This is a genomic window from Epilithonimonas caeni DSM 17710 (genome assembly GCF_000426465.1).
Classification (GTDB): domain Bacteria; phylum Bacteroidota; class Bacteroidia; order Flavobacteriales; family Weeksellaceae; genus Epilithonimonas; species Epilithonimonas caeni.
In genome coordinates this window covers 178,745-197,733 of sequence record NZ_AUFK01000014.1, presented here as the reverse complement: position 1 = coordinate 197,733, position 18,989 = coordinate 178,745, and the positions used below count along the sequence as shown (strand labels likewise).

19 protein-coding genes and 3 tRNA genes are annotated in these 18,989 nt (G+C 36.6%); 6 read left to right on the top strand and 16 right to left on the bottom strand.

All coding sequences use genetic code 11. The features are described from left to right. Window positions 1-7 precede the first annotated feature (7 nt). Both K319_RS0109115 and K319_RS21515 read right to left on the bottom strand, forming a co-directional pair. Window positions 8-1,666 (bottom strand): tetratricopeptide repeat-containing sensor histidine kinase, encoded by a 1,659-nt coding sequence (locus tag K319_RS0109115; protein ID WP_051230557.1) that lies wholly within the window; start codon window positions 1,664-1,666, stop codon window positions 8-10. Window positions 1,667-1,742: 76 nt separating this feature from the next. Then, entirely contained in the window at window positions 1,743-1,919 is a 177-nt protein-coding gene (locus tag K319_RS21515; RefSeq protein WP_156907081.1) for a hypothetical protein, read from the bottom strand. A 388-nt stretch (window positions 1,920-2,307) separates the two neighbouring features. On the opposite strand from K319_RS21515, the gene K319_RS0109100 reads away from it, so the two are divergent. Then, a complete protein-coding gene (locus tag K319_RS0109100; RefSeq protein ID WP_027383381.1) occupies window positions 2,308-3,144 on the top strand; it encodes a hypothetical protein in 837 nt (278 codons plus the stop codon). A 6-nt stretch (window positions 3,145-3,150) separates the two neighbouring features. On the opposite strand, the gene K319_RS0109095 is transcribed toward K319_RS0109100, so the two are convergent. The 5 genes from K319_RS0109095 to K319_RS0109070 form a co-directional block, all read right to left on the bottom strand. Beyond that, the gene (locus K319_RS0109095; protein WP_027383380.1) at window positions 3,151-4,032 is read right to left on the bottom strand and encodes a DMT family transporter; all 882 of its coding nucleotides are present in this window, start codon (window positions 4,030-4,032) and stop codon (window positions 3,151-3,153) included. Continuing rightward, window positions 4,029-4,676, bottom strand: a complete 648-nt coding sequence (gene aat, locus K319_RS0109090; RefSeq protein WP_027383379.1) for a leucyl/phenylalanyl-tRNA--protein transferase — start codon at window positions 4,674-4,676, stop codon at window positions 4,029-4,031. The genes K319_RS0109095 and aat overlap by 4 nt, the downstream gene beginning before the upstream one ends. A 145-nt stretch (window positions 4,677-4,821) precedes the next feature. Beyond that, entirely contained in the window at window positions 4,822-6,186 is a 1,365-nt protein-coding gene (gene hutF, locus K319_RS0109085; protein WP_027383378.1) for a formimidoylglutamate deiminase, read from the bottom strand. Between the two features lie 240 nt (window positions 6,187-6,426). After that, a complete protein-coding gene (locus K319_RS0109075) occupies window positions 6,427-7,230 on the bottom strand; it encodes an N-formylglutamate amidohydrolase (protein ID WP_027383377.1) in 804 nt (267 codons plus the stop codon). An 86-nt stretch (window positions 7,231-7,316) separates the two neighbouring features. Then, a complete protein-coding gene (locus K319_RS0109070) occupies window positions 7,317-7,700 on the bottom strand; it encodes a DUF3127 domain-containing protein (RefSeq protein ID WP_027383376.1) in 384 nt (127 codons plus the stop codon). Window positions 7,701-7,866: 166 nt separating this feature from the next. Between K319_RS0109070 and K319_RS0109065 the strand changes: the two genes are divergently transcribed. The 3 genes from K319_RS0109065 to K319_RS0109055 all read left to right on the top strand — a co-directional run bounded on the left by K319_RS0109065 (window position 7,867) and on the right by K319_RS0109055 (window position 8,159). Beyond that, a tRNA-Leu gene (locus K319_RS0109065) sits at window positions 7,867-7,948 on the top strand. A gap of 41 nt (window positions 7,949-7,989) precedes the next feature. After that, window positions 7,990-8,062, top strand: a tRNA-Gly gene (locus K319_RS0109060). A gap of 13 nt (window positions 8,063-8,075) precedes the next feature. Beyond that, window positions 8,076-8,159, top strand: a tRNA-Leu gene (locus tag K319_RS0109055). 104 nt (window positions 8,160-8,263) lie between these two features. Here K319_RS0109055 and K319_RS20080 read toward each other — a convergent pair. From K319_RS20080 to K319_RS0109010, 9 genes are all read right to left on the bottom strand, one after another. Next, entirely contained in the window at window positions 8,264-8,701 is a 438-nt protein-coding gene (locus tag K319_RS20080; RefSeq protein WP_051230555.1) for a hypothetical protein, read from the bottom strand. 61 nt (window positions 8,702-8,762) lie between these two features. Then, window positions 8,763-9,314 carry an RNA polymerase sigma factor gene (locus K319_RS0109045; protein ID WP_235696096.1) on the bottom strand — a complete coding sequence of 184 codons (552 nt, stop codon included), beginning with the start codon at window positions 9,312-9,314 and terminating at the stop codon, window positions 8,763-8,765. Between the two features lie 205 nt (window positions 9,315-9,519). Further along, on the bottom strand, window positions 9,520-10,095 hold the full coding sequence (locus K319_RS0109040; RefSeq protein WP_027383374.1) for an acyltransferase: 576 nt from the start codon (window positions 10,093-10,095) through the stop codon (window positions 9,520-9,522). 11 nt (window positions 10,096-10,106) lie between these two features. Further along, on the bottom strand, window positions 10,107-10,874 hold the full coding sequence (locus K319_RS0109035; protein ID WP_235696095.1) for an SDR family oxidoreductase: 768 nt from the start codon (window positions 10,872-10,874) through the stop codon (window positions 10,107-10,109). Between the two features lie 36 nt (window positions 10,875-10,910). Continuing rightward, window positions 10,911-12,125 carry an ANL family adenylate-forming protein gene (locus tag K319_RS0109030; RefSeq protein WP_027383372.1) on the bottom strand — a complete coding sequence of 405 codons (1,215 nt, stop codon included), beginning with the start codon at window positions 12,123-12,125 and terminating at the stop codon, window positions 10,911-10,913. Then, entirely contained in the window at window positions 12,125-12,343 is a 219-nt protein-coding gene (locus K319_RS0109025) for an acyl carrier protein (protein WP_027383371.1), read from the bottom strand. The genes K319_RS0109030 and K319_RS0109025 overlap by 1 nt, the downstream gene beginning before the upstream one ends. A gap of 89 nt (window positions 12,344-12,432) precedes the next feature. Further along, a complete protein-coding gene (locus tag K319_RS0109020) occupies window positions 12,433-13,119 on the bottom strand; it encodes a LytR/AlgR family response regulator transcription factor (protein WP_027383370.1) in 687 nt (228 codons plus the stop codon). Next, complete coding sequence (locus tag K319_RS0109015; RefSeq protein ID WP_027383369.1) at window positions 13,119-14,135, bottom strand: sensor histidine kinase; 1,017 nt, start codon at window positions 14,133-14,135, stop codon at window positions 13,119-13,121. The genes K319_RS0109020 and K319_RS0109015 overlap by 1 nt, the downstream gene beginning before the upstream one ends. Next, window positions 14,132-14,479, bottom strand: coding sequence for a hypothetical protein (locus tag K319_RS0109010; protein ID WP_027383368.1), 348 nt, complete (start codon window positions 14,477-14,479; stop codon window positions 14,132-14,134). Before K319_RS0109010 ends, K319_RS0109015 begins: the two co-directional genes overlap by 4 nt. Before the next feature lie 177 nt (window positions 14,480-14,656). On the opposite strand from K319_RS0109010, the gene K319_RS0109000 reads away from it, so the two are divergent. Next, window positions 14,657-16,756, top strand: coding sequence for a TonB-dependent receptor domain-containing protein (locus tag K319_RS0109000; protein ID WP_027383367.1), 2,100 nt, complete (start codon window positions 14,657-14,659; stop codon window positions 16,754-16,756). 55 nt (window positions 16,757-16,811) lie between these two features. Beyond that, a complete protein-coding gene (locus tag K319_RS0108995) occupies window positions 16,812-18,959 on the top strand; it encodes an outer membrane beta-barrel family protein (protein WP_027383366.1) in 2,148 nt (715 codons plus the stop codon). Window positions 18,960-18,989: the final 30 nt, after the last annotated feature.

Here is an 18,989-nt window from a genome sequence, read left to right as displayed (position 1 = left end):
TGTTATTTTAGACTGGAAATGAAATATTGATTTTCAATAGATTATTGGTTTCTGTGTCAAAAATAATTGTTCCGTTGATAGCATTAATACGGTTTTCCATATTTTGAAGACCATTTTTTGGTGAAAGTTGTTTTATTCCGATGCCGTTGTCTGTATATGAGATGTTTATCTTTGAGTTTTCTCTGGAAAATTTAATCGAAACGATATTGGCCTGGCTATGTTTTTTCATATTCGTCATCAGTTCTTGAAGAACCAGATAGACTTCTGTTTTCTGAAGCAAGTTGGTGTTTTGCCATATTTCGTCATCGTTTCCAGTAATGATGACCTGCACAGTTTTAGGCGAAGAGTAGGAGCCAAGCATTTGCGAAAGTTGGTCGCGATAATTTTGTTTCTCGCTCACATCCACATTTTCATATGAAATGTCACGTGACGTTTCGTATACATTTTCCAATGCAAAAAGAATAGAATTTTTATCCAGATGCAGGGTGTTTTCTATGAAAGATATAATTTGATAGATTCTGTTGGCAACACGGTCGTGGACTTTTTTGGAATATTTAATTTCGGTGTTTTTAGCTTCAATAATTTTTTCTTGTTGAAGTCTTTTTTTGTAGTAGAAAAAGGCAATAATAAATAATACAATTAGTGAAATCACTATAATGTTCCGAGCGGTGATTTTATTTTGTCTTTCAGTGCTTTCAGCTTTGGCTTTCAGAAAGTCTGCTTTATTCTTTTCGGTTTCATATCGGATCAGGGCAAACTGATTTTTCGCTTTGTTTCTTGCGGTTTGAAGACTGTCATTCAACGCTTGATATCGGCTGAAGTGTGATGCGTAATTTTTGGAATCCAGAACAATGAGCTTCTGCAATGCTTCGATCTGGTCGTCCGGACTTTTAATTTTATTGGAAACATCAAACATTTTTTTCGCATAAAACAATGCTGAGTCAGATTTTTTTCTTGAATAATAATCTGCGAAATGAGCATAGCTGGCATTTTGTCCCCAAAGATCCTTCTCTTTAATCCTAATATTGAGAGCCTGTTTAAATTCGGGAATAGGATTGAAATTTGAATTTTGAAGCCATTTGCTATATGCAAAGTTTGATAAGGCTCTCGAGTATTCCTTATCTTTTTTAGTGTTATTATCTAAAATGGATTGGAATATTTTAGAAGCAGAATTATATTTTTTTTCTTTTCTGTAAGAATTTGCGAGATTGTTTCTATAAATATTTTTATTTATAGAATCATTACTAAATTTTATGGACTGTAAATAAAATTCGATAGCTTTTTTATAGTCTTTTAATCTACTTGAAACAATGCTTAGAGTGTTGTAATTTATTGAGATATAATTATATTCGATACTATCTCTTTGATTGAAATAATCCAGTGCAGAAAGTCCGCTTTCTTGGCTGCCAAAGTAATCGCCTTTGGTTTCCTGTATTATTGCAAGATTTGCAAGACATTTTCCAACTCCAAAACTATCTTTTTTCTGAAGGAAAATATCTTTTGCTCTGAAGAAATACAGAAATGAACTGTCTAATTCGTTTTTTTCTCTGAAATCGAACGCTTTGTCATAAAATGCATTGTCAGTTGTCTTTTCAATTTCCTTGATTGAATGTTCAGAGCAGCCTATAAGAAATGATAATCCGAGTAAAAAGTATAAAAATTTCAAGACAATCAGTTTTTATACCAAATTAAAAAAAAATAGCGAAAGAATAATCTTTCGCTAGCTGATTTTAAGTAGTTTATCAACCACCAATAATTTTTGGAGGCACTGGATGTCCTTCTTCTCCACCCGTATCACCCGGATTTGGTTGTGCAACAGTTGGCGTTGTGCTGCCGTCATTACCACAGTTGGACGTATTGTTATTTGAACTTGAAGGATTTGAAATTAATCCCAATAATATTAAAAGAAATTGTAACATGATTTTAAAAATTTAAAAATTGACATTCGTGTTCTTCCCTGCGACACAGGTCACAAGCATGTTTACACATTGTTGAAAAAAGAAGCGCTTCTTAAATTTTTGGGAAGTAAACCTTCAAAAACGGAAGAGAGATTTCTGCTTCCCAAGCCAGAGATCTTCCTCCGTCTTATCAGGTTGTTTTTTGAAACCAGTTTTGTAACTTTGTTTTTGTAATGTTTTGTTTATCACTGATTTCTGATTACAAATTTCAGTTAAAGTGATTGTCCAATCCCAGACACACGATGGACATGAGAAGGACGTGAATATGATATGTTTTATGGAAATCCGTAATTTTTAGGACAAGCATTTGTCTAATTTGGACAACGATTTAATTCTTCAAATAAATTATATGTATGAAAAGAAGAAAATTTTAGTCAAAACTGTTTTTGATGAGACAAAAAAAATGCTTCCGAGAGGAAGCAAAAGTTCAGTTGCGGCTTATCTAAGTTTGGAATTTGAAAAAAGATTTGGCTTTTCAAAGGACGAAAGGACGTTTGTTAGATTCTATACTTCGTTGGTAGAAAAGGGTAAAGATTATGATATAGATGACGTTACTTTGGACTGGTTTAGCGAATCTCTCGGCTATAAAGATTATAAAACTTTTTGTAGTACACATAACTTCAGTAAAGTCAATGATGATTCATCCATTACCAATGTTAATGTCACTTTTGATGACGAAGCAAAATCTTTAGTGGAAAAGCTATCCCAGATTGTGGTGAATATAACAACGACCCCGGTTTTTAAACTTCCTGAGTTTCTTACCAAACAAAGTAATCTGGGAATAATGGGTGCCATAATTTGCGGAACCTTCGTCGTGGGAAGTAAAATGTATAAAGCTGATGAGAATGTTCCTGAAAAACAGAATATAGGAAAAGGATTGGGACTGCTTCAAACTTTGTCAAAGCAATGCATGTATTGGAATGGTAAAGAGTATATTCCGGAAGATTGTAATAATACCAGAAACGGACTAATTGCTATTGATGCAAAGCTGATTGCCAATTTCAAAAGAATTACCCAACCTGATACGATCAGGTCAACAAAAGGGATTTGGTACTCGAAGTATCAAAATGAGGTGGAGTTTTTTACTGCAGATGGAAAAAATCCCGATAATAATACAGAACTTCATCAATTGACAGATCATATGCTGAATAAATATATTTTGTCAAAGGATTCTATTGAAGAATAGTTTAATTTAAACTGTCTTAGGCTTGCTCCTCAAAAATATCAACCCAGCCAGAATGATCAATGCTCCAATAGACTGAAGCATCTTCAAAGTCTCGCCATCAAGAATTCCCCACATTACCGCAACAATCGGCATCAGTAAAGTGACTGTGGAAGCGAAAAGTGGAGTAGAGACGCTAAGAAGCTTATAATTCATCATCATGGCCAAACCTGTCCCAAAAACAGATAACATTGCTACAAATCCTAATCCGGTCAGGTTGTCTTGATTCATTTCAAAATGTTGGAAAAATCCTGAAAATACCAAAGCGATTAACGATGGAAGAAACAACACGAAGGAAAATACGAATGCTGACATTATTGTCGCCGGAACTTCATGAAGTTTTGATTTTACCGTCGTTGTACTGATTGCATATAATAACACTGCCAAGATCAATAACAGGATTGGATAGATTTTGACCTCACCACTTTCACCACTTCCGAGAGCCAGAATACATGCGCCGACAAAACTGATCATTACTCCGATAATTTGTTTTCTGGTGGTTGAAAATTTCCAAACTAATGAGCCAACGATAATTACAAAAATTGGCATCATAGAATTGATGATTCCAGCAATACTACTGCTGATTTCGGTTTCTGCCAAAGGAAATAAGAACATCGGGATAAAGTTGCCGGAAAGAGCTGCGATGATCAGCCATTTCAAATGTTGTTTCGGGAATTGCCTGATCTTGGAGATCGCATAAGGCATGAGAACGATCCCGGAAATCAAAACGCGTAATGCGCCAACCTCATAAGGATTGAAGTGTTCCAGAGATTTTTTGATCAATATAAATGATGAACCCCAAATGACAGACAATGCTATCAAAAGGACCCATTTTTGTTTTTCAGTATTCAAGACTGTTGTCGTTTTAAAATGTTAAGATAAACTTGTTTCGGGATCATCTTTGCGCCCAGGCTTTCCAGATGTTCGGAATGGATTTGGCAATCGATCAGTTCCCATTCGTTTTGGTATTTGGTTGTGAAATGTATAAATCCTGCTTTCGAGGCGTTGGAAACTTTGGAGAACATACTTTCGCCACAGAAAATATTCCCGACCTGCACACCATAAAATCCGCCAACTAATTCTCCTTTTTGCCAGACTTCAAAGCTTTTTGCCTTCCCGAATTGATGAAGTTTCACAAAAGAATTGATGAGTGCTTCATTGATCCAGGTTCCGTCCTGTCCTTTTCGTTCGGCCATTTTGCAGTGTCTCATTACCTCCTCAAAACAGTCATTTTCTGTGAATGTGAAAATTTCATCTCGCAGAATCTTCTTCATTGATTTTGAGATTTTAAGTTCAATAGGAAACAGGACAAATCTCGGATCCGGACACCACCAAAGAATTTCCTCGCCTTCATTATACCAGGGAAATAATCCCAATTGATAAGCAAACCAAAGCCGTTCAGGTTTCAAATCACCACCGATTGCTATCAGTCCATCTTCCGGGTTATAAAGTTCCGGGTCGGGAAAAGAAATATTATCAGGGTCTAGCCAAATCATTTTTTTATTGTCAAATAGTTTATTTTTACTGATGGCTTCGAGAATCCTTCGAGAGCCTCAGGATGACAAAAGCCTGACATTGTTTTAATAGTTACAGTTTAGTATTAGAGTTGTCAGGCTGAGGTTCTCGAAGCCTATTTCAATTTCATCTAATCTTGATTTCATTAATAGACTTAACAAAACCTCGTCGAACATCTTCGTAATTCTGGTGCTTCCCATTTTTCACCACCCATTTTCCTGCAACCAAAGTTCCCAAAAGATGTGACGAATCTGATGAATAAACAATTGTGTTACAAAGATTTTTAAGAGAAGAAGTAGCAATCAAAGGCGTTTTTGCATCAATCACAACCGCATCAAAACTTTGTCCGATTTTGAAGAACTTCTCATTCTCATATCCCATAGATTTCCGTCCGGATTTCCAGGCTGTCTTCAACGCATTGAATCCACTATCTCCCAAATTTGACTGAAAAAAAGTATCACGCCTGTGCGTGTGGATTCTTTGTCCGTAATCCAAAATTCGAAGGTCTTCCAAAGGATTCACGCAAATCTGGCTGTCTGTTCCGATGGACCAGTTCCCACCAAAATTCTGATAGTCTTTGAACCGGAATCTTCCGTCACCCAGATTTCCTTCTGTTGATGGACAAAGAACGATGTTCGCACCAGATTTGGCGATACCTTCAACTTCATTATCTTCGAGATGTGTACAATGGATGAGGTTAAAATTTTCATTCACATCACAATGTTCCAGAAGCCATTCTGCAGGTCTTTTTCCGTAGAAGTCAATGCAATCTTTGATTTCTTTCGATTGTTCTGCAATGTGGATATGAAACGGATAATCTTTTGAAAGCAACGAAGATTCAATCAAATCCTCTTTGGCGACCGCTCTCAAAGAATGCGAACCAACAGCCAGATTCGCTTTGTCATAAAACTGAATCGATTTTTTAGAAGCTTCCAGCAATTGATAATAATCTTCAATTGTTTTAGAAATAAAACGTCTCTGCAGATCATAAGCCTCTGTCCCGAAATTTCCTTTCTGATAAAACATCGGGATCAACGTGATCCTGATTCCTGCTCTTTTCGCCGCGGCTACCAGTCTTTCACCCAATTCCGAGAGATTTTGATAAGCTTTCCCTTCTTTATCATGATGCACATAATGGAACTCCGCAACCGAAGTGTAACCATTTCTCAGCATTTCTGCATACAACATCGCTGCAACATCTTCCATTTGTTCGGGCGATAATGAAAGCGCAATTCTGTACATCGCATCGCGCCAGCTCCAGAAATCATCGGGAACTTCCGAACCTTCAAAATATTCTGCCAATCCGCACATCGCATATTGGAAAGCGTGTGAATGCGCATTCTGAAGTCCAGGTAAAACATAGCCGTCAACATATTCGCCTTCGGGGGTTTCCACGGTTTTCAGTTCAGAGATATTTCCGGATTCGTCCAGCTTTACAAAAACGTTTTCCAACCATCCGTTTTCGGTTAATAATCCTTTGAATGTGTACATTTTTAGTTGTCAGTTGTTAGTTGATTTGTGTCAGGCTGATGCTCTCGAAGCCTTTTATATTTATTTGGGCAGCTAATCCGCCTTCCGCTCCCAATCTTTTTTGCATAACATTTCCAATTTAAATAGAACTTTAGTTTAAGCAAAAAAGGATTTTCGCTCAAGTCGGGCTGCGAGCGATTCTCTGTTTCAAAATCAATCTTCAAACATAGAATCTGCAAAATCTGCTCAATCAGCGAGAATTTATATTTTGTTAATCGTTTCAATAAGACTCACCAGTGTTTCATTCAAAACCTTTTGAATTCGTTCTGCATTTCCGTTATCATAAATCATTTCCGAAGAATCCATATAATTGGTCTTGCACATTTCCAATTGCAAAGCGTGGATATTTTCACTCGGATTTCCAAAATTTCTGGTAATGAATCCGCCTTTGAAAGGGTAGTTGTGAGAAAATCCGTAACCTTTGTTTTGGAGAGAATTAACAGCTGTCCTGACCAATTCCGGATGAGCGGACGTTTCATCATTATCACCGAGAATCAGGTCAGGGAAATCCTCAGAACGGATTCCGGGAACAGATTTCCTTATCGAATGGGCATCAAACAACAAAACTTTCCCGAACTCTTTTCTAGTTTCATTTAAAAGCTCAGCCAGTTTTTCCTGGTAAGGTTTGTGATACAGTTCAACTCTTCTGGAAACTTCTTCTTCGTTTGGAAGATGATCATCGTTATAGATCTTATTTCCATTGAAATCTGTGATGGTCACAACGTCTGTAATTACTCTTCCGTCATTATAAAGCGGCTGGTTTCCCGGATCTCTATTAAGGTCGACAACCCATCTGCTGTAATTAGCAACGATGATTGTTATTCCAAGTTCGCCTGCAAAACTATAAAGCTTATCGATAAACCAATCGGTATCGTCCAGTTGATCTGAGATCCCGGGATCCATTTTGGATCTTATATCTTCCGGAATAAAGGTTCCGGCGTGCGGGACACTAATGACAACAGGGACTTTCGCAACCGTTGGCTCAATGATTTTAAAGATTTCCATGATCATTTATAATGACCCCGAATTTATAAAAAAATCCCTGCACAAGAGAATGTACAGGGAAGTTTATTTTAATTAAATTCTATAAATTAGAAAGGTAAATCGTCATCTTCATCTTCTGCGAAAACATTCTTGTTTTCAGTTGCAGGAGATTGACCTTGATTTGGGGCTGCTTCAGTTGGCTCATTGAAGTCAGAAGAACCGTCTTTCTCCATTCTCCAGGCTGTAATAGAATTGAAATATTTTACTTCACCCTGTGGACTTGTCCACTCTCTCCCTCTGATATTGATATGGACTTTCACCTTATCACCAACTTTATATGTATTGAGAAGGTCAACTTTTTCCGATAAAAATTCAATATTAATAGGTTGTGGGTATTGCTCTTCTGTCAAAAGAACCAGTTCTTTCTTTTGAAATCCGCTGCTAAAAGTTTGTAAATCAGAAATTTTCTTTATCGTTCCTGTTAATTCCATATCTCGAAAATGTTTTAAGTCTGTAAAGGTAATAAAAAGTATTGATGTTATTCAAAATCATACAGCCAAAAAACTTGAAAAAAAGATTGAATTTATTTTGGAGGAAATATAAAAGTGTTATATATTTGCACTCACCAAAACAAAAGAAAAGGAGTTCTTAGAAAATGCGGATGTGGTGTAATTGGTAGCCACGCCAGACTTAGGATCTGGTGCCGTGAGGCGTGGGGGTTCGAGTCCCTTCATCCGCACAATATTAAAAAATTTCTAAGAAATTAGGAATTTTTTTTATGCGAAAATAGCTCAGTTGGTAGAGCACAACCTTGCCAAGGTTGGGGTCGCGGGTTCGAGTCCCGTTTTTCGCTCAAGTTCTACTTTGCCCTGGTGGTGGAATTGGTAGACACGCAGGACTTAAAATCCTGTATCCGCAAGGATGTACGGGTTCAAGTCCCGTCTGGGGTACTTAAAAAGCTTTCTTAAATCTAAGAAAGCTTTTTCATTTTTAAACGGAAGAAGGAATTACAGCCGATTCATGTAATAATTCCATCATGATGTTTCATGTCTGATCAAATTTTATTTTCTTCAGGTTCAGGCCTGCAGAATTTGGATTCAAATTTCTGCTTCCACATTTCCTTGAACTTGTCTTTATCCTCTTCTGTTCCGAAAAATTTGGATTCCAGTTTCTGTTTCCACATCTCTTTGAATTCCTCACGCTCTTCTTCGGTTCCGCAAAATCTCGATTCAAACTTGTGTCTCCAATTCGCTCTCATATCATCTCTTTCTACGAAATGATTTCTTTTTCCGAATTTCTTCCCGTTAAAGCCGCCAAATAAGATCTTGGACAACAATAATATTCCAAATGCCTGCCAATAATTAATCGCTTTCACTCCCAAAATATCTGGTAATAGTGTATTCCAAAGCCATTGGAAAAACCAAATGAACAATCCCATTGCAGCAATCACGCAAGGGAATATCAGCCAAAATTTCTTTTTATTCTTTTTCATCTGTACCTACTTATTATTTTAATTGTCAGATGGAACGCCAAAGCGTTTCATTTTTTAAATATTAATCGTTCAAATCGTTGTAAAGTGTCTGCAGTTTTTTTCGCAAATGTTTTACGGCATAAGATTTTCTACTGATTATTGTTTTTATGTTTTCGCTCTCTTCATCTGCAATTTCCTGCAGTGTTTTGTCTTCGAGCTCATTTTGGATATAGACACGCCTTTGCTTTTCCGGTAACTCATCCAAAGCTTTCATCAACTCGTTCCAAAACATTTCTTTGAAAACACCTATTTCGGGATTATTGCTATCATCGGCCAAAAGGATATCCTTCACATTCAGCTCGCCATCTTCGTCCTGATAGACAAAATCTTCCAGTGATTCAGTTTTCTTTTTCCGGTAACTGTCGATGATCTTGTTTCTGGTGACCGAATATAACCAGGCTCCGACATTCTCCAGCTCGTCCAGATTGGTCAATCTACTGGTCTGAAACCAAACTTCCTGCAAAATGTCTTCCGCATCTTCTGTCTTTGCAACTTTGGAATTGATAAAGCGCAAGAGTTGGGAGCCGTAATTTTTCACGACTTCCGTAATCGATGCAGATTTTTTTTCGGCCATTTGCTGTAAAGATAGCGACTCCATATGAATATGACGCCACAGATTTTTTTTTACCTTAAAAAGTTTTTATTTTTTTTCCATAATATTTTTTAAAAACGGTGAATCTCTCGCAGCCCAACTTGAGTGGAGCTCTTTTTCTTTTTTGATAAAAAAGAAAAAAGCGGGAACGGAAGGCGGATCAAGCTGCCCTGATAAAAGATGGAAATTACATCAAAGGTAATCTCACCAACTCATGTTTTCCGAAGATGATTGAATTGGCAGGAATGTTCCTTGAAATGACGCAGTTTGCTCCAATGATAGAATTATCACCAATTGTTACACCTTTGAGAATGGTAACATTACTGTAGATCTTGACATTTTTGCCAATAATGATCGGTGCTGTATTGAATTTGTCTTTATGCCAGATATATTCCGGTTTTGTGTCGAAAGCATGGTCGTGGTCATAGAACTTGCATCCTTCTGCAACACAAGTGTTGTCTCCAAAGGCGATTTTATCAAGGCAATTGATAGAAATATAATGACTGAGATCCACATTGTTTCCAAAAATAAGAGTGCCTCCTTTTCTGATCCTGATAGCGTTATGATCTCTCCAAATGACGTTTTTTCCAATTTCAAATTTGGCGTTATCATCCAATTCAAAAGCTGTTGCCTTACCAATCTTCAAGTCAGAATGAAGCCTGACCCCGGAATGAGAATTGAGGATGCTGAAAGAATAAAGTTTTTCAATCTTTACGATTGTTTTTGGTATGATGTTAAGCGCTTTATAAATTAGATTGATCATAGTTTTAAATTTTATAACGTTCCAGAATCTACAAAGATCTCTTGCCCGGTAATCGAATTAGATTTTTCTCCTGCTAGAAACAAAACTGTTTCTGCAACGGATTTCATATCGGTTTCTTTTTTCAAAGCTGTTCTTTTGAAGATCCTGTTTTTGTGTTCCTGAGTCAGTTTTGCATTCATCGCAGTTTCCATATAGCCGGGAACGATGATGTTGGAACGGATACCACGCTCGCCCCATTCTCTGGAAATGTTTTTGGAGAAAGATTGTAAAGCACCTTTGGAAGATGCATACATTGATAGTCCTTTGTACCCCGTATGGGCACTGATGGAGGAAATATGGATAATGCTTCCGGAAACCCGGTTATAGATCATGTTCCGAATCACATATTTTGTCAAAAACATTGGCGAATAGAGATTGACATCAAACATTTTTCTCAAATCATCGATATGAAGATTGGTCACGATATCATCGTAAGCGACTGCCGCATTGTTTATCAGAACGTGAATCGGGATATGGTTGCTCACAAAATCTTTGAAAACAGATTGTTTGATATCCTCCGGATTCGACAGATCAAAAGCTTTGAAGAAAAGATTATTGGGGTATTGTTTCTCCAAAATTTTTAATTCTTCGGATTCTGTTCTGCTGATTCCGTAAACCGTGTGTCCATTTTCCAGAAATAATCTGCTGATTTCCAAGCCAACACCTCTGGAAACTCCTGTGATCAATACATTCATATGTAGATTATATTTTTTTTTAAGGTCATATGTTATCGCTTTCATTAGTTACAATTAAAGTTTTTACATATTAGAGCAATTTCATACTATTTTCTTTTTTCCGGTCCTGGTTAATTCTATTTTGTCTACAAAAGTTATTTTTCTCGGAATTTTAAAGTTTTGAATTTTCTCATTTAAGAAAGATCTTACATCCTCTTCTTTCAGTTCAGAATCTGGATGTAATTCAATCTCACAACAGATGATATTTCCTAAAACTGCATTTGCTTTTCCGTAAACTCTTACATTCCGTATTTTGGAATGCTGTGTGAGTTCATCTTCAACTTCGTATGGATTTACTTTATAGCCACCAACGTTGATCAACTCATTTTTTCTTGACGTAAAACGGAATTTTCTTTGCTCATCATTGATCCATTCTATCAGATCTCCTGTAGGATAAAAGTCATCAATCAAATTCAACTGGGTTGTTTTTCCAAAAAGATCTTTATGGATGTATAATTCGTCATCCACAACTTTTATAAGACCGATATGCTTTTCCTGAACAAAGAATTCGTCATCCTGAGACGAGAACAAAGGTCCGGTTTCAGTAGAGCCATAAACATTGTTGATTCTTGCATTTGGAAAGGTATTCTTAATTTTTGAGATCAGATGGCTATCGGATTTCTCTCCGCCAACTGTGATTTTCTTCACCGAATCAAATGACTTTTTCAACGGTAATAGTAATCTGTAAAAAGTCGGGGTTGATGAAAGATTCGTTATTTTATATTCATCGATAGCATTGATCACAAGATCTTTCGGAGCCAGAAAGACATTGACCAAAAGATTCTGATTCAAAATAGCCTGGAAAAAGACCTGGACGCCGGCAACGTGAGTCGGATTAAAAGCAAATCCCCAAACATCATTCTTTCTTTCGACAGAAATATTGATTTTTCTGATAAGATTTTTCAGTGGATGTGTGAATTTTCTTGTAAATCCCGTTGTTCCGGAAGTGAAAAGTGTAATTTCAGAATTTGAATGACTGATAAGATTTACCAATTCCTCAACCGAATTAACCTTAATTGGATTCCCAATCCTAATTAATTGATCGACCTGTAGATCATTTGATAGGATCTCTTTTTCAGAAATATCAGAATCTATTAATGCAATACTTTTTTGATTGACCAATGCAAAGATCCAGTTCAGAAAAAATGACCTCAGGTCAGGATATATATAGCAATCGATGTAAGAATTTTGGGAATTCACATGTTGCAAGATTTCTTCGTATGAGAGAGAAAAGTTGCGGTCTATCAGGAAGAACATTAGAGTTTTGCGAAGATTTCATTAACCGAATTCACCAGTCCGTGTTCGAATATATCTACTCCAAATTCCTCTTCAATTTTTACGGTAAGTTCGGCTAGGTCAAAAGAATCGAAGTTGAGATCTTCCCTGAGTTTTTGTTCAGGAGTGATCTCTGAAAGTAATTCCTCAAACTTATTCTTTTTGATAGAATTGATAATTGCTAATAATTTTTCTTGCATCGTCTGTGTGTTTGATGCAAATTTAACATTATTTCTTAGTAAGGGCGCAAGATAATAAGCATAACTTAGCATATGCTACAGATAAGCTATTATTTCCTGATTTTCAGGAAGAATTCGGATTTGTAGGTTTCGCCGATCGGGATTTCTTTTCCGGAATTGAGGAAGACGTTTTTCACGTCGATTTTTTCGATTTTTTCAAGATTAAGAATGAAAGATTTATGGACTCTTGCAAAATTTTCAGGAAGCTGACTTTCGAGAGATTTCAAAGTTTCGAGAACGATATATTCCTGATTTTCGGTTTTGATGCTGACATAATCTTTGATGCTTTCAACGTATAGGATTTCATCAAAATTAATTTTATGTTGCAGTCCTGAGGATTTGACGAAGAAATAAGAATTTGCCGAAGCTTCACCAGATGGAAATCGTTCCTGGGCTTTCCATGCGCTTTTCTCGAAACGGCCAAACGAAATTGGTTTCAGAAGATAATCGATAACGTTGTGTTCGTAACCTTCCAATGCGTATTCGGAATAGGCTGTTGTGAGAATATATTTCAATTTATCACCAACGATTTTCATAAAATTGATTCCGGACAATTCGGGCATTTGAATATCGAGGAAAATCAAATCGGTTTCGTTTTTTTGAATATATTCCAATGCTTCAATCGGGTTTTCGGAAGAGAAAACAAGTTCCAGGAATGGGACTTTCATCACATAATTTTCCAGAAGCTGGATCGCCAAAGGTTCGTCATCCACAACGATGCATTTAATTTTCCTCATTATTTCAGATCAATTTTCAAATCTACGGAAAATTCGGTTTCGGTTTCGCTGATGTTCAGTTCGTATCTTTTGGGATAAAGGATTTCCAGTCGTTTTTTCACATTGCTAATTCCAATTCCGGAAAGCGAGTCTTTTGACCTTTGCTTTTTGAAGTTTTGCAGATGAAAATTCAGAGTTTGATGGTCGTCCGAAATACCCAAAGTGAAACCTTTCCCACTGAAATCGCCATGTTTGAAAGCGTTTTCTACAAACGGAACCAAAAGCATCGGTGTAATATCAAGGTTGGGGTGATCGATTTTTTTTTCAATGATCAATAATTCCGGATTTTTGATTCGGAGTTTTTCCAGCTCGATTAAGCTTTCCAAATAGCCAATTTCCTTTTCCAGTGGAATGAAATTTTTCTCCAGATCTTTCGTGCTATATCTTAATAGTTGGCTCAATTCTTCAATCGCTGGCAAAGCTTTTTCTGAATTCTGATAAACCAGAGAATATATATTATTAAGTGTATTGAAAATAAAATGCGGATTGATCTGGGTCTTCAAAGCCTGGATTTTCGCTTCGTTTCTTTCCTGCTCCAGCTTTTGCCTTTCATTTTCGATCACTCCAAATCTTTCCAGCAACCATAATATTCCGGCGATAAATACATTGACACAGCCGTAATAAATGTTATCAAAAAAGTAATAAAGCAACCCGGTTTCCTCATTGTAATTTCTAAATCCAAAAGTCGCGGGCAGTAAAACTTCTTCCAGCAAATATCTGACTGTGGCAAAACAAAGAATCGACAGGAAGAACGAAAGAATAACCGTATAAACTTTCTCCTGTCGGAAAACTTTCGGAATGATTATCAAATAACAAATGTAAAACGTGATAATCCCTGCAAGAAAAAAGGTGATCCTCAAAACCGTACCCTGTAAGTCGTCCTCTCTATCCAGAAAATACAAAGGTGTGATCACGGTCCCAAAAAAGTTGAGACTCCAATAGATGATTTGAAGCCAGATGATTTGCTGTTTTTTCATCGTAGTTCTTTGTTATTAATTAAAACAGGTCTTGAAGAAGAATAGTGCAAATGTATTGAAACCGAATCTGAATTTGGATTCTCCATTGTCAATCTGCTCTTTTTCGGTAACCTGTATTGGAATTCGGAGTTTGCGATGATGGTTTTCGGTATATTCAGTTCCGAGACCAGATTTATCGTTTTGTGTGAAAGATTTTTGATTTCTACGGTTGCGGGCGCTTTTAACCTTTGTAAGACAATGCTGTCTCCGGGCGCAATAGCTACCGTTTTCCAAACATCTACCCGATGTGTTCCATTGCAGGATATCATTGATGCTAAAATAAAGATGAGGATTATTTTTTTCATATTCCAAAAATAAGGACGGCAAAAATATCCAAAGCACCAGATTCTATGAACGCCTGTTTTTTACCGATGAAAATAATTGGTCGGATTAAAACCTCATCAAATCTAAACGCTATTTCAAAGGCAAGACTTTGAAAATACATTTGCATCAAGATTTTTACAACTATCAAATAAACTATTATGAAACTGAAATATCTATTTGTCGCAACAATCCTGTCGTCAGCAATTTTCGCTCAAACTCAAAAAGACAGTCTGAAGCAAATTGAACAAGTCAATATATTGGTCAAGAAAAAACTCCTTGAAAGAAAAGCGGACAGATTGATCTTTAATGTCGAAGCATCAATCGCTTCGCAAGGAATGGATGCTGGCGAGACTTTGGCGAATGTTCCGATGCTGAAAGTGGATGAGAATCTTGGAACGATTTCTATCACAGGAAAAAGCGGCGTGAATGTCATGATTAACGGGAAAATGCTGAATCTTTCCGGAACCGCATTATTAAATTATCTCAAATCTATCCGTTCAGAGAATATTTCGAAAATCGAAGTGATTACGACTCCGCCTTCAAAATATGAAGCGCAGGGGAACAGCGGACTTATCAATATTATTCTTAAGAAAAACCCGAATCTTGGTTTCAGCGGCAACATCAGTACAGGATTGACACAAAGAACTTATTTCAACGGAAGTACTAACGGAACTTTGAATTATCAAACCGAAAAATTAAGTTTAAGCTTAAAAACATCTTATATTGAAGGTGCAAAACGGGCGGATGAAAGATTTACGATTCTTGGCGCATCGCAAAATTACAGCAGATCTGTCCGAAAAGATATGTGGCAGGATTTGACCCCGAACTTGAGCGCTTCTTATAAAATCAACAAAAACTCTGAAGTTGGGATGGAATATATTTTCGATAACGGGAAAAACGGGATGGACATCATGAACACGACGAGAAACATCAGCCCGGAACTAGATGAAAAATACTTTCTGACCAACACATATCACAGAGAGAAATCGCCGACACATACTTTCAGCACTTATTATGATTTGAAGTTGGATTCGTTAGGAAAAAAATTGAGTTTCGCTGGAAATTTCTACAGAAATGATAATGATACGGAAGTTAATTTCTCAACTTTGACACTTCCGGAAAATACGGTCCAGGATGTGAAAACTTTGTCGATGATCAAGCCTCAGATTTTCTCTCTTCAAGGTGATTTGGAACTTCCATTTTCATTTGGGACCATTGAAACCGGAGTAAAATTCAATCAATTCAGAAATTCAGCAGATTTGAGATATCTTGATCGGGAGGGTCACCAGTTTGTCATGGATAATGAGAAAAGCAGCACTTTCAATTACCGTGAAGAAAATTATGCGGCTTACGCAAGTTTTGGCAAAAGTTTCGGGGAACATTGGGAAATGAAAGCAGGATTACGATATGAAAATACGTTTGTGAAAAGCACTGCGAATAATTTCAGTTATGGACAATGGTTTCCATCGGCTTTTGTTTCATATAAGGAAGAAAAAAATGTGTTCAGTTTGTCTTATTCCAGAAGGATTAACCGACCAAGTATGAGCAATCTCAATCCCTTCAGATGGTATGAAAATCCGAACTCTTATTCCACAGGAAATCCGCTGTTGACACCTTCTTACATTAATAATTATGAATTGGGTTATACTTATAACAACAAACTCTCGACAAGCATCTATTATTTAAAATTAAAGAATGCCTTTGGCCAGCTTTCCTATCTTGATAAAGAATCTCAAACAGGCGATTACCAGAATTATTACAACAATGATTTCTATGGAATGAATGTTTCTTACACAGACACTTTCTTCAAATTCTGGGAGGCCAATATTACGGCCAATGCTTCTTATCAGACTTCGGAAGTTTTCAATATCAATGCTCAGACTTTTAAAGGTTATTCCTTGAGTTATTCCATTAATAATACTTTCACTCTGAACAAAGCTAAAACGGTTGCTCTTTTCCTTAACTACGACCAAAACCTTCCTTACAAAAATGTGAATTACCGTTTTGAGAATTTCTCCAATTTTAATTCCGGGTTTAAAATTTCGTTAATGGAAAAACAGCTTCAAATCAATGGGACGGTTACCAATATTTTTGGACAACGATACAAAGGCGAAATGTATTTTGAGGACAGCAAGCAACTGATGAACAATTATTGGGACGGCAGAAGTCTGCGTTTGAGCGTGAATTACACTTTCGGAAACAAAAAGCAGATCAATAAAAAGAATATCAATTTCGAAGAAAAGGACAGGGCTCAGTAGTTTATTGATGTAACAAATCCAAGTTTTGGAAGTCTAATCAATTACAAACTAAACTATGAAAGTAAAATCTATTCTTCCGATCTCTGTTTTATTTTTAGGTCAAATTTACTTTGCCCAGGAAACTCCTAAAAAAGAAAAAGACGACAAAGAAAAACAAATAGAAGCAGTAACGATCACCAAAACTAAAAAAGCCGTTGAACAAAAAGCAGACAGAACTGTCTATGATTTCTCGGAGCAGCCACATCTTAATTCCGGTAATACCTTAGAAGGATTACAAAAAATCCCCGGTTTGGTTGTTTCTGAAGTGGCAGGCATGGTCTACCAGGGAAAAGCTCTGGATGTTTATATGGACGGAAGACCTTTGAATATCTACAGTACGCAATTAACGGCTTACCTGGAAGGGCTTCCTGCAAACAGCATCGAAAAAATAGAGATCATCACGCAGCCTGGCGCAGAATTTCCGGCAACTTCTGGTGGTGCGATCATCAACATCGTTACCAGCAGAAATGCGAGATCGTATCTATCTGCAACCTATGCAGGAGGTTATCGTTTTAGCAATTATGAACATTTCAGAAGTAAATTCAATAATAGTTTAACGCTCAACTCAAAAAATAAATGGTTTGGCTGGCAGTTAAATGTCGGGCAGTCTTACAACGAAAGCGAAACCAGATCTACTATTGATGAAATATCAAGACTGTACAATGATAATTATAACCGTAATCAATATTTGAGAAGTGCTTTTACATTTGATGTTGGACAAGACCGTTTGCTGTTGAATTATAATCTGACTTTTGGTTCATCGGACCGCTATGTTGACGGTTACTCTTTGTTTGAGGGAAAAGAATCAACTACTAAGGACAAAACGGATCAAAGCAACACCCGAAACGAAATCACGGCAACTTATCAGAAAAAATTTGATGATAAAAACAAAAAATTAGAATTCAAAGGGGCTTATACCAACTTCAATAATGATTTTGGACAGGCTAGCCAGGATGTTTTGCCTCTACCTTCAGAAATGAAAAACGTTCTGAATAACGGTTCAAACCAAAATGTATATAACTTTAGAGTGGATTACTCCCAGCCCATTAAAATTTTAGACGAAGGAAAAATAAGTTTGGGTGCTTATTACGACCAATTGGAACTGACTGCGGAAAATTTTAATGTTGAAAACCTGGATTACAAAAGCAAAACCACTGCATTCTATTCTGAGGCCAGCGCAACAAAGGGAAAAATGGATTTTGTCCTCGGTCTTCGTGGAGAATATTACAACATCAACGGAACAAGCCTAAATCCAGATAACGGAAATTATGATCATTTGAGATCTTTTGAAAAATTCAAACTGTTTCCAAATGCAAGTGTGCAATACAACATTATTCCGAAAATAGCTTCCTTCAATATCAATTACAACAAGAAGATCACTTTACCCAACGTTGCTAACCTAAACCCGAACAACAATAGATACAGCAATGACAATATCGATTATTCGGGAAACCCAAATCTTCAGCCAACCATTTTCGATAATTTCGAAATTAAATTAAGTGCCTTGAATTATGCTTTCATTGGTTATAATTTCACCAACGCAAAAAATCAGGTGGTACAAAAAGTTTCCAGAACTGGAGATGTGATCTCTCAAACCAGTGATAATATTGACCGTATGAAAACGCATAATTTCAATATTGGATTCCCGATCCCGTTAGCTGTTTTCAATACGCCGTTCAAAGAGATCATGAAAATGGATATGAATCCAGACAAAGTAAGTTTTATCTTTCTATATGGGTCATATCAATTACAGCAAATTGATGAGGTTATTGATCCCAAAGGTTATTGGACCTATAATGTGACGGGACAATTTATTTTACCCTTTGGTGTGAAATTTATTGCCAATTACACTTATTTAACAAAAGGGAACAGCGATTTTTTCTACCCAAACAAATCATTTTATAATACATTGAATTTATCCTTGTCAAGAAAATTCAATAATGACAGAATGACGCTTACATTGTTTGCCAACGACGTTTTCAATACCAATGAAACGAATCTGAGGACAATTAATGCAATTCCGAATGTTTTTATTCGCAACAAAAATGACACTAGAAATTTTGGTCTTTCATTCAATTACAAGATCCCGACAAAAAACAAGTTGGCGAAAGAATCTCCAAACTTGCTGAATCAGGAGAAAAAAGAAGAAACGTCCACTTTATAAAAATTAAAAACTCGAAAGGATTTCTTTCGG